The following is a 12971-nucleotide window of genomic DNA, read 5'->3' on the forward strand; positions in this document are numbered from 1 at the left end:
CCGGTGATTGCGATTCCGCCCATGGCTTTCCCACAGTTTGACTCTCGCCGGAGTGCGATTCCGGCGGGATTCGGTGCAACGCTCCCCGCTTTCCACAGGCTGTGGACGGGAACGGTGGGCTGGGGACGCGGTTGTGGAAGAATCACCTGCCGAGTCCTCGGATCCGCGTGCTTGGCCGCTGCCTGAGGTTGCGCTAGCGTTTGTCCGCCATGTTATCCACAGATCGATCCACCTAGATGCGGCTGCACCTCCATTTGCTGTCGGATTCCACCGGCGAGACGCTGGAAAACATCGCGAAGGCGGCGCTCGCCCAGTTCGACGATGTCGAGACGCTGCGGCATTTCTGGCCGATGGTGCGCTCCGAAGCGCATCTCGAGCGCATCCTCCAGGAGATCGCGCAGAACCCCGGGCTGGTGATCTTCACCTTGGTGAACAGCGGCGTACGCCGCACGCTCGAAACCCGCTGCCGCGCATTGGGTCTGCCGGCGATCGCCCCGCTCGATCCGGTCAGCCATGCGCTGTCGAGCCTGCTCGGCCAGGAAGCGAAGGCGCGGCCGGGCCGCCAGCACAGCCTGGACGCCGCCTATTTCGCGCGCGTCGATGCGATCCAGTTCACCATGGCGCATGATGACGGCATCGGCGCAGAGGATTGGGAGGAATGCGACATCGTCCTCGCCGGGGTGTCGCGCTCGTCCAAGACGCCGACCTCGATCTACCTGGCCAATCGCGGGTACAAGACCGCAAACATCCCGATCGTGGTGGAATCGCCGCCTCCGCGCGAGCTGTTCGGCCTCAAGCATCCGCTCGTCGTCGGGCTCACCACCAGCGCCGATCGGCTGGTGCAGATCCGCCGCAACCGGTTGCTGTCGCTCAACCAGAGCCCGGAGACCGACTATGTCGATCAGGATTCGGTGCAGCGCGAGATCGCCTTTGCCCGGCGGATGTTCGCCGACAATGGCTGGCCGGTGATCGACGTCACTCGGCGTTCGATCGAGGAGACCGCGGCGGCGATCATCCAGCTATGCAACCAGCGCGCGCTCCAGGAGCGTGAGGCATGACGACGTTGGTGCTCGCCTCGCAAAGCGCGTCGCGCCGGGCGATGCTCGACGCCGCCGGGGTGCCGCACGAGGCAGTCGCTGCGCAGGTGGACGAGGCCACCGCGAAGGAGTCGCTGGTCGCCGCGGGCACCAGTCCGCGCGACCTGGCCGATGCGCTCGCCGAACTGAAGGCGCTCAAGGTGTCGCGGCTGGTGCCGCAGGCGCTGGTGCTTGGCGGCGACTCGGTCGTCGCGTTGGACGACGGTACCCTGCTCGACAAGCCGGTGAGCCGCGAGGATGCCGCCGAGCATCTCCGTCGCATGTCCGGCCGGCATCATGATCTGTACAGCGCGGCGGTGATCGCCGAGGACATCCGGGCGGTGTGGCGGCACGTCGATCGCGCGCGGATGCACGTCCGCACCCTCAGCGAGGCCTTCATCCAGCGCTATCTCGACGCCGAATGGCCGGCGATCGCCGGCTGTGTCGGCTGCTACCGCATGGAAGGACCAGGCGTGCAATTGGTCGCGCGCGTGGAGGGTAGCCACTTCACTATCCTCGGTATGCCGATGCTGCCGCTCCTCGACTATCTGCGTACCCGCGGAGTGCTGACGTCATGACGCCCTTTGCCGAAGTGATCGGCGATCCGATCGTCCAGTCCAAGTCGCCGCTGATCCACGGCTTCTGGCTGAAGGCATTGGGTATCGACGGCGAATACCGTGCGACACACGTCGCGTCGGATGGGCTTGCCGCCTATTTTGCCGAGCGGAGCGCCGACCCCGCCTGGCGCGGCTGCAACATCACCCTGCCCCACAAGATCGACGCGCTCGACCATGTCGAGGACCGCGGCGGCGTGCGCGAGTCGATCGGCGCGATCAACACCGTGATCCGTGCCGAGGACGGCGTGCTGATCGGCACCAACACCGATGCCGGCGGCTTTTATGCCCCCATCGCCGGACTGGAGCTCGACGGCGCGCATGTGGCGGTGATCGGCGCCGGTGGCGCCGCGCGGGCGATCCTGTTCGCCCTTTCGCGGGTCGGCGTAGGCCGCGTGACGATCCTCAACCGCAATGTGCTCAAGGCCGCGGCGCTGCTGTCGCGCTTCGGGATCAAGGGCGACGCGGTGCCGGTGGGAAGTCCGCTGCCCCCGGTCGACTTGCTGGTCAACGCCAGCGCGCTCGGCATGGTGGGACAGCCGCCGCTCTCGATCGACTTGTCGCCGCTGCCCGAGGATGCGGTGGTGTATGACGCGGTGTACGCTCCGCTGGAAACCGAACTGCTCGCCCAGGCGCGTGAACGCGACCTCGACATTGTCGACGGGTTGGAGATGCTGGTCGGCCAGGCTGCGCTCGCCTTCGAAATGTTCTTCGGTGCCGAGCCGCCGCGCGACCGCGATGAGGAGCTGCGGGCATTGCTGACGGCATGATCGTCCTCGGCCTCACCGGATCGATCGGCATGGGCAAGTCGACCGTCGCCGCCATGTTCGTCGAGGAGGGCGTGCCGGTGTTCGACGCCGACGCTGCCGTGCACCAGCTGCAAGGTGCCGGCGGCGCGCTGGTCGCGGCGATCGAGACGGCTTTCCCCGATACGACCGGTGCGCAAGGTGTGAACCGCACGGCGCTGGGGGAAGCCGTGCTCGGCGACCCGGACGCGCTCGCCCGGCTCGAGGCGATCGTCCACCCCGCAGTGGCCGACGAACGCGAAAGCTTCCTGGCCACCCATTACGACGCGCCGCTCGTCGTCCTGGACGTGCCGTTGCTGTTCGAGGCTGGCGGCTGGCGCGATGTCGACAAGATCGCCGTCGTCTCCGCCCCGCCCGACGTACAGCGCAGCCGCGTGCTCGCGCGTCCTGGCATGACGCCCGGCCGGTTCGAGGCGATCCTCGCGCGCCAATTGCCCGACGCGGAGAAGCGTGCGCGCGCCGATTTCGTCCTGCCCACCGGCGGCACGCTGGAGGAGACCCGCGCCGCGGTGCGCGCGCTGATCGCTTGCCTCTACGATCCCGCGGGAGGATAAAGCGGCATGCGTGAGATCGTGTTCGACACAGAAACCACTGGCCTGAGTTTCCCCAGCGGCGACCGGCTGGTCGAGATCGGCTGCGTCGAGCTGGTGAACCGAGTGCCGACGGGCAATCATTTCCACCGCTACATCAATCCCGAGCGCGACATGCCGGCCGAGGCCGAGCGGGTCCATGGCCTGAGCGCGCGCTTTCTGTCGGACAAGCCGCTGTTCGGCGACGTGGTCGAGGAGCTGGTCGACTTTCTCGGCGATTGCCCGCTTGTCGCGCACAATGCCACCTTCGACTTCGGCTTCCTCAACGGCGAGCTGGACCGGTGCGGCCGCCCGCTGCTGTGCACCACGCGGATGGTCGACACGCTCGGGATCGCCCGCATCCGCCATCCGGGCGCCAAGCACACCCTGGACGCATTATGCTCGCGCTATGGCATCGACCTGAGCGCGCGCCAGCTGCACGGCGCGTTGCTCGACGCGCAGCTGCTCGCCCAGGTCTATGTCGAACTGACCGGCGGGCGGCAGATTACCTTGGGCCTTGCGGTCGATACGCCGGTCATGCGCGAGACCCCGGCGGAGGCGCCGACGCGGGTGCATGTGCGGCCGGCGCGGCATTTCGCGGTACCGGTGGCGGAACTTGAACGCCACGCAGCCTTTGTTCAGAGTCTGGAGGAGCCGCTCTGGACCCAGGTAGCGCACTGAACCGCCCTGCCCGGGTTTAGGCTCCCCGTTTTGAAGTAAGCGGAGGTTATCAATGGAAATCCGGGTTTCTGGGCATCAGGTCGACACGGGCGACGCACTGCAGACGCTGGTCACCGATCGGCTTCAGGGCGTCGCCGACAAGTATTTCTCGCGCGCGATCTCGTCCCAGGTCACCTTCGGCAAGGGTCCACACGACAGCTTCACCTGCGACATCGTCATGCACGTGATGCAGGGCCTGGTGCTGAAGGCGACCAATAGCGGCCAGGAAGCGAATGGCGCGTTCGACGGTGCGGCCAGCCGGATCGACAAGCAGCTGCGCCGCTATACGCGCCGGCTGAAGGACCGGCATGCGGGCGAGGCGAACGCGATCGCCGAGGAAAACGCCTATGACAATGCCGGCTATACGCTGTTCCAGGAGCATGCCGAGGAGGAAGAGGTTGCCGATGCGCCGCTGATCATCGCCGAAACGCGAGTCGACGTGCCCGAATCGACCGTGTCGGACGCAGTGATGATGCTCGATCTGCGGCACACCAATGCGCTTCTCTTCCGCAACACCGCCACGGGGATCCACAACATGGTCTATCGCCGCGGTGACGGGACGATCGGCTGGGTTGAGCCGAACCGCACACAGGCCTAACAGTCGCCCCCAGGCCGGGGGGTCTGACTGGAAGACCGATGACTGAACTCAGCGATCTGCTGACGCCGGAGGCTGTGCTCGCCGGCGTCGGCACCGCGAACAAGAAGACGCTGTTCCAGCACCTGGGCTCGGCTGCGGCGCGCGCTTATGGGCTGGATCCGCGCGACGTGACCGAGCGGCTGCTCGACCGCGAAAAGCTCGGCTCGACCGGGTTTGGCGGCGGGATCGCCATTCCGCACGCCCGCCTCGCGGGCCTGCCGCGCGTTTCCGGGATCTTCGCCCGCCTCCAGCAGCCGGTGGATTTCGGAGCCGTCGACGAGCTTCCGGTCGACCTGGTGTTCATGCTGCTGTCGCCGGCCGGGGCCGGGGCCGAGCATCTCAAGGCGCTGGCGTCCGTGTCGCGCAGGCTGCGCGACCGCACGTTCGCCGCCAAGCTGCGCGGCGCGGGCTCGCCCGACGCGCTCTACGCGCTGCTCACCGGCGTTGAAGCGCGTGACGCTGCCTGAGCCGGCCACGCCGACGGGTGCCGACGCGCATTTCCGCGCGCTTGAAGCACTCTACGCCGCCGCGCCGATCAACCAGCTGTTCGAGTCGGTGCTGGAAATCCCCGAGCCCGGTCTCGCGCGGATCCGGTTCCAGATCGATTCGCGCTTCTTTCACGCAGCCGGCGCAGCCCATGGCACGAGCTATTTCAAGATGCTCGACGATGCCGCTTTCTATGCGGCGAACAGCCTGATCACCGACCGTTTCCTGCTGACGACGCAGTTCAACCTGCTGCTCACCAAGCCCTTGTCCGACGGGCCGGTCGTCGCGGAGGGGCGCTGGGTGAGCGGTCAGCGCAGGGTGTTCGTCGCCGAAGCACGCCTGATCGACGCCCAGGGCGAGGAAGCGGCGCGTGGCACCGGCACCTTCATGCGCTCGCGCATCCCGCTCGCCTCGCTTCCCGGCTATCGGGCCGAGTAATGGCGCGGCTCACCAGCGCCACCCTGGTGAGCGCGCTGGTGCGGCGCGTCCACGATGCCGGTGGCTCGGCGATGCAGCTGGCGCGCGGCGACGCTACGGCGGGCGGCATCCTGATTCTCACGCTCGAAAAAGGCGGAAATCCGTGTTTTTTCGAACGGGGAATCGGTCCGAGCGGTACGCCGGCGCTGGTGCGTTCCGGCCCGGCCGAGCTCGCCGATCCGCTTGCGGTGCTCGAATATTGGCAGCGCCGCCGCGCGCGCGACCCCGATTTATGGGTCGTGGAACTGGATATCGCAGGGGCCGAACGGTTCGCCGCTGAAACGTTGGGGCTTGATTGACTCCCCAGCAACAAACGGGAAAGGAAGTTTCCACGTTCCATAGCGTTGTGCCGCCCGATGTCAGAGATCGATCGGTTACGCAGTCGGGGGGATTGTCCGGCGGCCCGTTTTGGGGGGCCAGGCCGCGCGCCAACCGCATAATGCAGATGACGAATGAAGTTTACGCCACTGGCCGCGATGATCGCGGCTGTGACTTTATGTGCTGGCGCAATTACAAACGCCGCCACGCTTGATCTGACCACCGCCGCGCAGGCCGTGCCGGTTCAGTATCAACAAAACACTCCGGAACCCCAGACGGTTCCCACACCCGAGCCCGCAACGGCGCTGGTGCTTCAGCAAAGCGGTGAGATCGTTCAGCCGATCCCGCAGGATGCTGTTCAGGAAGACGAGGATTTTGCATCGCTCTCGGCAGCGGTCGCCGCGCAGGACGCGCAGCTTGACCCTAATGATGAGCTCGAATGCCTCGCGGTCGGCATCTATTACGAATCCAAGGGTGAGCCCCTCGCCGGCCAGCTCGCCGTCGCCCAGGTGCTGATCAATCGCACGCAGTCGGGCCGCTTTCCCAAGTCGGTCTGCTCGGTGCTGACTCAGCGTGGCCAGTTCTCGTTCATTCGCGGCGGCAAGGTGCCGACTCCGCCCTCCAATGCCCAGTGGCGCCAGGCGCTTGCCGTGGCTCAGGTGGCGCAGAAAAATCTGTGGGACGGTCCGGCCGATGAGGCGCTCTACTTCCACGCCCGCTATTCCAAGGCGAGCTGGTCGCGTCCGCGCGTCGCCTCGATCGGCAATCACATCTTCTATCGCTGAGATCAGCGCCGAACGGGGTTTCGTCCGTTCGTGAAATGTTCTAACAGCCGGGGATGAGCGCAGGTTCGTCCCCGGCTGTTTCCGTTCTGGCAGATGCGGCACCGATGGTCGCCGCCGATGTGGTGCGCGGCGTCACGCGCATGCTGTTGCGCCATGATTGCGTCGCCATCGCCGAAGTGCCGCTCGATGGTGGCCGGCGTGCCGACCTGATGGCGATCGACGCGCGCGGCAACCTCGTCATCGTCGAGATCAAGGTGTCGCGCAGCGATCTCCTCGGCGACGCCAAATGGACCGACTATCTCGCGCATTGCGACCGCTTTTTCTGGGCGGTCCCGGAAGGGTTCGACCTGCGGCCGTTTGAGGGAGAGGCGTTCCTGCCGGACCGTGCCGGCCTGCTCGTCGCCGACCGCTACGACGCCGCGGTGCTGCGCGAGGCCGCGACGGTGCCGCTGGCAACCGCGACGCGGAGCAAGTGTACCCTGGCGTTCGCACGCCGCGCCGCGCGCCGGGTCATCCACATGCTCGATCCGGATGCCGAGCAGATCTCCTGAGCCCCGGCGATAGCAACACGTGCTCCCCGGCAAAGGCCGAGGCCGGTTGCTATGTCGTTGCGAGGCGGGACGCCGTTTCACCCCCCTGTCATCCCGGCCTTGAGCCGGGATCCCGCTTCTTCTTCTGCGGGGCAAGGCAGCGGGACCCCGGCTCAAGGCCGGGGTGACGAAATGCCAGAGGGAAACGGCAGTCAGCCCTTTAAAGCTTGGGTCCCGCGGCGCCGCCGGCACCGGCCTTGGGCGCATCGGCGATCAGCTTGGCGATTGTCGGATAGCGCGACTCGCGCTTGGCATAGTCCCGCGCGCTCATCCCGGTCTGATAGTCGGCACGGTCCGGATCGGCATTGGCCTTGACCAACTGCCGTACGACCTCTTCCTGATGCGACAGCACCGCGCGGATCAGCGGGGTTTGCCCGGCATTGTTCGGCGTGTTCACATTGGCGCCGTACTTCAGCAGGATCGCCACACCCTCGCTCCAGCCCTGATCGGCGGCGATCAGCAGCGCGGTGTTGCCGTCGCGATCCTGCAGGTTCTTGTTCACATCGTCCTGTTGCAGCACGACGCGCAGGTACAATTGGTCTCGCCGCTTGGCGATGATGTGGATCGCGCCTTCGCCCGTGCCACGGTCCTTGGTGTTGATCAGCCGCAGCGAGGTGTTGCTCAGATACTGGTTCACCTTGGTGCCGTCGGCCTTGCGCACCGCCTCGAGAAATTCGTGGCTGTCGGACATTTGCTGGGCTGCCGCAGGGGCCGCGGCGAGCACGAGCGCGGTAAAGGCCGCGAGGCGGAAAGCACGAAACTTCATGAGGCGGAACAACCCTTTGCATGGACCCTGTTCTTGCAAGCTGGTGCCTAACAGATCATGGCTCGCTGTACCATGACCAGGTCGCTGATCCCGCTCGCCCTTCTCTGCCTCGCGCCGCTCGCCGGCTGCGGTGGCGGAACGCCCGAACAGCCGCCGCTTGCAGGGGCGCGTATCGGCGGACCATTCGCGCTGATCGATCAGAATGGCCGCACGGTGCGCGATACCGATTTCACCGGGCGCTACCGGATCGTCTATTTCGGCTACACCTATTGCCCCGATGTCTGCCCGACCGACATGCAGAAGATCGCCCAGGCGATGCGTATCCTCGACAAGGAAGCGCCGCGCGTTTCGCAAAAGGTCGTGCCGATCTTCATCAGCGTCGATCCCGAACGCGATACGCCCGCGGCGGTGAAGCAGTTCGTCGCGAACTTCTATCCGCGCACGGTGGGCCTGACCGGAAAGCCCGAACAGATCGCCGCCGTCGCGAAAAGCTATGCGGTCTATTACAAGAAGCAGCCCCCGGCTCCGGGCGGCGGCTATATGGTGGATCACCTCGCGCTTGCCTATCTAATGGGTCCGAACGGGGAACCCCTGGCATCGCTGCCGCTCGAGAAAGACGGCGCGGCGATCGCGCAAGAAGTGAGGCACTGGGTCCGGTGAGTGGACGGTTCTGGGAAGACGTGCCGCTGGCGAAGCTCGACCGCGCGCAGTGGGAAGCGCTGTGCGACGGCTGCGGCAAATGCTGCGTGCACAAGCTGGAGGACGAGGAAACCGGCGAGCTGCTGACGACCAACGTCGCCTGCCGGCTGCTCGACCGCCGCATGGGCATGTGCAGCGACTATAAGCACCGCCACGCTTATGTCAGCGAGTGCGTGCGCCTGACGACCACCAATGTCGCCGGGATCGAATGGCTGCCCTCCACCTGCGCATACCGCCTCCGCGCGGCCGGCGAGCAGCTGCCCGGCTGGCATTACCTGGTCTGCGGTGACCGCGAGGCGGTGCACACCGCCGGCGAATCCACCCGCGGCTGGACCATTTCCGAAGACGATGCCGGCGACTTCGAGCACCATCTGGTGGACCGCACGCTTTGAGCGATGCGATCGAGGTTGTTCGCAATCCTCGTGCAAAGGTGATGCGGCTGGCGGTCGACCCGCGCGATGGCCGCGTGCGCCTTACATTGCCCCGCCGGGCCTCGCTTCAAAAGGCATTGGCCTGGGCCGAGCAGCAGCGCGCCTGGATCGACGCGCAGCAAGCCAAATTGCCGCAGGGCATGCCGTTCGTGCCCGGCGCGCGCATCCCGTTCGCCGGTGCGGAGCTGGAAATCGTCTGGGCGCCTGGCCACCCCCGAACGCCTCGGCTCGACGGTGCGCGGCTGCTTTGTGGAGGGCCGATCGAGAACCTGTCCGGCCGGGTCGAACGCTGGTTGCGTGCGCGGGCTTTGGCGGTGCTCAGCGAGGAAACCGCGGAATATGCCGCCCGCGCCAATGTCGCGGTGAGCAGCGTCGCGGTCGGGGACGCCAAGGGACGCTGGGGCAGTTGTGCGTCGTCCGGGTCGATCCGCTATAGCTGGCGGCTGATCCTGGCGCCGCCGGAGGTTCGCCGCCACACCGTGGCGCACGAAGTCGCCCACCGCATCCACATGAACCACGGACCGGCGTTCCACCGCCTTGTTTCCGAACTATATGAAGGCGATCCCGACGCGGCGCGCTTATGGCTCCGCCGCCACGGCGTTGGTCTCCACTGGGTAGGGCGCTGACCCGCTGCCTCCACCGCCATGCGGGGGAGGATAGCGCGGAGCTCAGTATTCCTCGTCGGCCGGGGCGGGACGCTCGCGCGGCACCACGCCCGAACGCTGCGGCGCATCCGGCGCTGGCGTGCGGATCGGGCCACGCTGCGGCACCGGCTGCGGAGTCGCCGGGCGGCCCGTCATCCGGTCGATCCAATCCTCGTCGATGCGGTCGCCCTGTTCCTCTTCGACCGGCTGGGCCGGCGTCGTTCCCTGCTCCTGTGGCTCCACCGGGTTGCCGTCCGCATCGACGAACACGCCGTTGTCGGGCTCGGCATAATAAGCGTTGTCCTCGGGCTCGAGCTGCCATTCGGGCAGGGTCACCTTGGTCTCGAACTGCTCCACCGGACGGTTGGCGACGGCCTTGGTCATGAAGCTGGCAAAGGCGCGAGCCGGGGCGGTGCCGCCCTGAAGCCCGCCAATCGGCCGGGCATCGTCGCGGCCCATCCACACGCCGGTGGTCAGCCCGCTGGAGAAGCCCATGAACCAGCCGTCCTTGTTCGACGTGGTGGTGCCGGTCTTGCCCGCGACCGGCCGCCCGATCTGCGCCGCCCGTCCGGTGCCGGTGGCCACCGCGGTCTGGAGCAGGTCGGTCATCTGCGCTGCGACATAGGGGGCGACCAGCACATGGCTGGTATCCACCTGGTGCTGGTAGATCACTTGCCCGTTCGCAGTCACGCGGGTGATGCCGTAAGGCGTCACTGCAATCCCTTTCTGCGCGACCGAGGCATAGGCGCGGGTCAGGTCGAGCAGGCGGACGTTGGAGGTGCCGAGCACCATCGCCGGCTGGGTGTTGATCGGCGTGGTAATGCCGAAGCGGCGTGCCATGTCGGCGACGGTACCGAAGCCGACTTCCTGGCCAAGCTTCGCCGCGATCGTGTTGATTGAATAGGCGAACGCCGTGCGCAGCGAGATCTGCCCGCTGTTGCGGCCCGAACTGTTGCGCGGGCTCCAGCCGCCAATCGTCACCGGCTCGTCGACGACGACATCGTCGACCTTGTGCCCGGCTTCCAGCGCGGCGAGATAGACGAACAGTTTCCACGCCGATCCCGGCTGGCGGGTCGCCTGCGTCGCGCGGTTGTAGATCGACGAGACATAGTCTTTGCCGCCCACCATCGCCCGCACCGCGCCGTCGCGGTCCAGGCTGACCAGCGCGCCTTGCGCGCCTTCGGGGGCGTTGCGGCGGATCGCCTCGTCGGCGGCGCGCTGCATGCCCAGGTCGAGCGTCGTCCAAACCTCCAGCGGTGCTTCGCTCTCGTCGATTAGCACTTCGAGCTGGGGCAGCGCCCAGTCGGTGAAATAGCGGACGCTGTTCTGCTTGGGCTCGGGCGCGAGCTTGACCGAGCGCGGGTCGACGCTGCGGGCTTCCGCCGCGCTGATCTTGCCGGTCTCGGCCATCACGTCGAGCACGACGCTGGCGCGCTCGACGGCGGCTTCGGCATCTGCGGTGGGCGAGTAATGCGACGGCGCCTTGACCAGGCCCGCGACCACGGCGGCCTCCGCCAGGCTCAGATCGTTCGCGGAGTGGCCGAAGAACTTGCGGCTCGCCGCGTCGATGCCGTAGGCGCCGCCGCCGAAATAGACCTTGTTGAGGTACAGCTCGAGGATCTGGTCCTTGCTGAACTTGCGCTCCATCGCCAGCGCGATCACCGCTTCGCGCATCTTGCGGCCGAAATCATATTTGTTCGACAGGAAGATCGTGCGCGCCACCTGCTGGGTGATCGTCGACGCGCCCTGCAGCCGCCGGCCCGAGCCGCGGTTGAGATAGGCGACGCGCACCGCGCGGGCGAGGCCGAGCGGGTCGACGCCCCAATGGCTTTCGAAACGGCGATCCTCCACCGCGACAATGGCGTCCTTCATCACCGCCGGGATCTGGTCGTAGGGGATCCACTCGCCATAGCTCGGCCCGAGCGACACCAGCACGGTGCCGTCGGCGGCGTGGACCCGGATCATCTGGCCGTTCGGCGAAGACTTCAGCTCGTCATAGCTCGGCAGCGAAGACCGAGTCGTGTAGACCGCGATCAGCAACGCGACGACCGCCAGCAACCCGAGCGCGACCGCGCCTCCCAGGCTCCACAGGACGAACCGCTTCCAGAAGGATGCGCGGCGCCACCAGGACGGACGCGGCTTTGCAGGAGATTTGGAGGCCATTGGCGGGGTGGATTAAGCTCTATTCCGCCGGCCCACAAGGATCAGGCGCTGGGAGGCTCCGCATTAACGCCATTTGCGTTGCCGCCACGTGAACGGAAGTCGAGCGACACCGAATTCATGCAATAGCGCAGACCGGTCGGCGGCGGGCCGTCGGGGAAGACGTGACCGAGATGCCCGTCACAGCGCGCGCAGCGTGCCTCGACCCGGCGCATGCCGTGGCTGTTGTCGGCATGCTCGACGACATGGTCCTCGGCGATCGGCTGCGTGAAGCTCGGCCAGCCCGAGCCGGAATCGTACTTGTCGACGCTGTCGAACAAGTCGAGCTGGCACGCCGCGCAGCGGTAGATCCCGTCGGCCTTGTTGTCGTTGTAGCGGCCCGCGAACGGCCGCTCGGTGCCGGCTTCGCGAAGGACATGATATTGTTCCGGAGTCAGGCGCTTGCGCCACTCGGACTCGGACAGGTTCAGCTGTTCCATAGGGGTGATCATGTGTGGTGCGGGTGCCCGCGCGTCAATCCGCCTTCGCCTTGATCCGCATCAACTTGAGCTGCTGCTTCAGCCTGGCCGGCTGCGGCGCCCACAGGAATCCGAAGCTGACCGTGCCATGCTTGCCGTGGATCGCGTGATGCAGCCGGTGCGCCTGGACGATCCGCTTCATGTAGCGCGAGCGCGGGATGTAGCGGTGCGTCAGCCGCTTGTGCACGATGATGTCGTGAAACCCGAAATAGATCGCGCCATAAGCGGCGATCCCGGCGCCGATCCAGGCGTATCCCGGCCACCAGCCGAGCTGCACGCCACCGAGCAGCAGGACGAAGGACGGAACCGCGAAGATGGCGGCGTAGAGATCGTTCAGCTCGAAATTGCCCGAGCGCGGCTCATGGTGGCTCTTGTGCAGAAACCAGCCCGGCCCGTGCATGATCCAGCGGTGCGCGCCATAGGCGAACGCCTCCATCCCGGCGACGGTGGCGACGAACAGCAGGATTCCGGCAAGCGGGGTCATCGCCTGAATATAGGCGCGGCCTCCCCTTCCGTCATGCCCCAGCGAACAGAATAGCCGAGCGACGAGAACTGAGAGGCCATCAGCGCTTATTGCAACTAATTCGCACCCGCGCTTAAGCCGAATAGGGGTGGATTCCTCCGCCTCACTGTGCTTTGGGCAAAGGCAGTTTTTCCCGATCCGTCAATGATGAA

At 66.6% G+C, this 12971-nt stretch carries 18 protein-coding genes; 14 read left to right on the plus strand and 4 right to left on the minus strand.

Going from position 1 to position 12971, the window contains the following annotated elements:
• Positions 1-236: 236 nt before the first annotated feature.
• The 11 genes from LZ586_RS11560 to LZ586_RS11610 all read left to right on the plus strand — a co-directional run bounded on the left by LZ586_RS11560 (position 237) and on the right by LZ586_RS11610 (position 7039).
• Positions 237-1058, plus strand: a complete 822-nt coding sequence (locus LZ586_RS11560) for a pyruvate, water dikinase regulatory protein (RefSeq protein ID WP_235076449.1) — start codon at positions 237-239, stop codon at positions 1056-1058.
• Complete coding sequence (locus LZ586_RS11565; protein WP_235076450.1) at positions 1055-1654, plus strand: Maf family protein; 600 nt, start codon at positions 1055-1057, stop codon at positions 1652-1654. The genes LZ586_RS11560 and LZ586_RS11565 overlap by 4 nt, the downstream gene beginning before the upstream one ends.
• Positions 1651-2460, plus strand: coding sequence for a shikimate dehydrogenase (gene aroE, locus LZ586_RS11570; protein ID WP_235076451.1), 810 nt, complete (start codon positions 1651-1653; stop codon positions 2458-2460). Before LZ586_RS11565 ends, aroE begins: the two co-directional genes overlap by 4 nt.
• Positions 2457-3050 carry a dephospho-CoA kinase gene (gene coaE, locus LZ586_RS11575; protein ID WP_235076452.1) on the plus strand — a complete coding sequence of 198 codons (594 nt, stop codon included), beginning with the start codon at positions 2457-2459 and terminating at the stop codon, positions 3048-3050. Before aroE ends, coaE begins: the two co-directional genes overlap by 4 nt.
• A 6-nt stretch (positions 3051-3056) precedes the next feature.
• Positions 3057-3746 carry a DNA polymerase III subunit epsilon gene (gene dnaQ, locus LZ586_RS11580; RefSeq protein WP_235076453.1) on the plus strand — a complete coding sequence of 230 codons (690 nt, stop codon included), beginning with the start codon at positions 3057-3059 and terminating at the stop codon, positions 3744-3746.
• Between the two features lie 52 nt (positions 3747-3798).
• Positions 3799-4383, plus strand: a complete 585-nt coding sequence (gene hpf / locus LZ586_RS11585) for a ribosome hibernation-promoting factor, HPF/YfiA family (protein WP_235076454.1) — start codon at positions 3799-3801, stop codon at positions 4381-4383.
• Positions 4384-4421: 38 nt separating this feature from the next.
• Positions 4422-4889: a PTS IIA-like nitrogen regulatory protein PtsN gene (ptsN, locus tag LZ586_RS11590; protein ID WP_235076455.1), complete on the plus strand. Its 468-nt coding sequence runs from the start codon at positions 4422-4424 to the stop codon at positions 4887-4889.
• Complete coding sequence (locus LZ586_RS11595; protein ID WP_235079788.1) at positions 4876-5346, plus strand: PaaI family thioesterase; 471 nt, start codon at positions 4876-4878, stop codon at positions 5344-5346. The genes ptsN and LZ586_RS11595 overlap by 14 nt, the downstream gene beginning before the upstream one ends.
• A complete protein-coding gene (locus LZ586_RS11600) occupies positions 5346-5684 on the plus strand; it encodes a DUF1491 family protein (protein WP_235076456.1) in 339 nt (112 codons plus the stop codon). The genes LZ586_RS11595 and LZ586_RS11600 overlap by 1 nt, the downstream gene beginning before the upstream one ends.
• Before the next feature lie 153 nt (positions 5685-5837).
• On the plus strand, positions 5838-6488 hold the full coding sequence (locus tag LZ586_RS11605) for a cell wall hydrolase (RefSeq protein ID WP_235076457.1): 651 nt from the start codon (positions 5838-5840) through the stop codon (positions 6486-6488).
• Between the two features lie 104 nt (positions 6489-6592).
• Positions 6593-7039 (plus strand): MmcB family DNA repair protein, encoded by a 447-nt coding sequence (locus tag LZ586_RS11610; protein ID WP_235076458.1) that lies wholly within the window; start codon positions 6593-6595, stop codon positions 7037-7039.
• A gap of 199 nt (positions 7040-7238) precedes the next feature.
• Here the strand turns inward: LZ586_RS11610 and LZ586_RS11615 are convergent, their stop codons facing one another.
• A complete protein-coding gene (locus tag LZ586_RS11615) occupies positions 7239-7844 on the minus strand; it encodes an ankyrin repeat domain-containing protein (RefSeq protein ID WP_235076459.1) in 606 nt (201 codons plus the stop codon).
• A gap of 72 nt (positions 7845-7916) precedes the next feature.
• On the opposite strand from LZ586_RS11615, the gene LZ586_RS11620 reads away from it, so the two are divergent.
• The 3 genes from LZ586_RS11620 to LZ586_RS11630 are packed head-to-tail and all read left to right on the plus strand — an operon-like array spanning position 7917 to position 9600.
• A complete protein-coding gene (locus tag LZ586_RS11620; RefSeq protein ID WP_235076460.1) occupies positions 7917-8504 on the plus strand; it encodes an SCO family protein in 588 nt (195 codons plus the stop codon).
• On the plus strand, positions 8501-8935 hold the full coding sequence (locus LZ586_RS11625; RefSeq protein WP_413777283.1) for a YcgN family cysteine cluster protein: 435 nt from the start codon (positions 8501-8503) through the stop codon (positions 8933-8935). Before LZ586_RS11620 ends, LZ586_RS11625 begins: the two co-directional genes overlap by 4 nt.
• A gap of 41 nt (positions 8936-8976) precedes the next feature.
• Positions 8977-9600 carry a M48 family metallopeptidase gene (locus LZ586_RS11630; protein WP_235079790.1) on the plus strand — a complete coding sequence of 208 codons (624 nt, stop codon included), beginning with the start codon at positions 8977-8979 and terminating at the stop codon, positions 9598-9600.
• 42 nt (positions 9601-9642) lie between these two features.
• On the opposite strand, the gene LZ586_RS11635 is transcribed toward LZ586_RS11630, so the two are convergent.
• From LZ586_RS11635 to LZ586_RS11645, 3 genes are read right to left on the minus strand one after another with little or no spacing between them, the layout of a single operon-like run.
• Complete coding sequence (locus LZ586_RS11635) at positions 9643-11781, minus strand: transglycosylase domain-containing protein (protein ID WP_235076461.1); 2139 nt, start codon at positions 11779-11781, stop codon at positions 9643-9645.
• A 41-nt stretch (positions 11782-11822) separates the two neighbouring features.
• Positions 11823-12257: a peptide-methionine (R)-S-oxide reductase MsrB gene (gene msrB, locus LZ586_RS11640; protein ID WP_235076462.1), complete on the minus strand. Its 435-nt coding sequence runs from the start codon at positions 12255-12257 to the stop codon at positions 11823-11825.
• Positions 12258-12291: 34 nt separating this feature from the next.
• Positions 12292-12780, minus strand: a complete 489-nt coding sequence (locus tag LZ586_RS11645) for a sterol desaturase family protein (RefSeq protein WP_235076463.1) — start codon at positions 12778-12780, stop codon at positions 12292-12294.
• Positions 12781-12971 lie beyond the last annotated feature (191 nt).

Source organism: Sphingomonas sp. S2-65 (genome assembly GCF_021513175.1).
Classification (GTDB): Bacteria; Pseudomonadota; Alphaproteobacteria; order Sphingomonadales; family Sphingomonadaceae; genus Sphingomonas.

Coding starts and splice junctions, on each gene's coding strand:
- LZ586_RS11565 (WP_235076450.1), top strand. CDS start 1,055: ATGACGACGTTGGTGCTCGCCTCGCAAAGCGCGTCGCGCCGGGCGATG.
- LZ586_RS11630 (WP_235079790.1), top strand. CDS start 8,977: ATGCGGCTGGCGGTCGACCCGCGCGATGGCCGCGTGCGCCTTACATTG.
- LZ586_RS11605 (WP_235076457.1), top strand. CDS start 5,838: ATGAAGTTTACGCCACTGGCCGCGATGATCGCGGCTGTGACTTTATGT.
- dnaQ (WP_235076453.1), top strand. CDS start 3,057: ATGCGTGAGATCGTGTTCGACACAGAAACCACTGGCCTGAGTTTCCCC.
- ptsN (WP_235076455.1), top strand. CDS start 4,422: ATGACTGAACTCAGCGATCTGCTGACGCCGGAGGCTGTGCTCGCCGGC.
- LZ586_RS11635 (WP_235076461.1), bottom strand. CDS start 11,781: ATGGCCTCCAAATCTCCTGCAAAGCCGCGTCCGTCCTGGTGGCGCCGC.
- LZ586_RS11610 (WP_235076458.1), top strand. CDS start 6,593: ATGGTCGCCGCCGATGTGGTGCGCGGCGTCACGCGCATGCTGTTGCGC.
- LZ586_RS11645 (WP_235076463.1), bottom strand. CDS start 12,780: ATGACCCCGCTTGCCGGAATCCTGCTGTTCGTCGCCACCGTCGCCGGG.
- LZ586_RS11600 (WP_235076456.1), top strand. CDS start 5,346: ATGGCGCGGCTCACCAGCGCCACCCTGGTGAGCGCGCTGGTGCGGCGC.
- LZ586_RS11620 (WP_235076460.1), top strand. CDS start 7,917: ATGACCAGGTCGCTGATCCCGCTCGCCCTTCTCTGCCTCGCGCCGCTC.
- hpf (WP_235076454.1), top strand. CDS start 3,799: ATGGAAATCCGGGTTTCTGGGCATCAGGTCGACACGGGCGACGCACTG.
- LZ586_RS11560 (WP_235076449.1), top strand. CDS start 237: ATGCGGCTGCACCTCCATTTGCTGTCGGATTCCACCGGCGAGACGCTG.
- LZ586_RS11615 (WP_235076459.1), bottom strand. CDS start 7,844: ATGAAGTTTCGTGCTTTCCGCCTCGCGGCCTTTACCGCGCTCGTGCTC.
- coaE (WP_235076452.1), top strand. CDS start 2,457: ATGATCGTCCTCGGCCTCACCGGATCGATCGGCATGGGCAAGTCGACC.
- aroE (WP_235076451.1), top strand. CDS start 1,651: ATGACGCCCTTTGCCGAAGTGATCGGCGATCCGATCGTCCAGTCCAAG.
- msrB (WP_235076462.1), bottom strand. CDS start 12,257: ATGGAACAGCTGAACCTGTCCGAGTCCGAGTGGCGCAAGCGCCTGACT.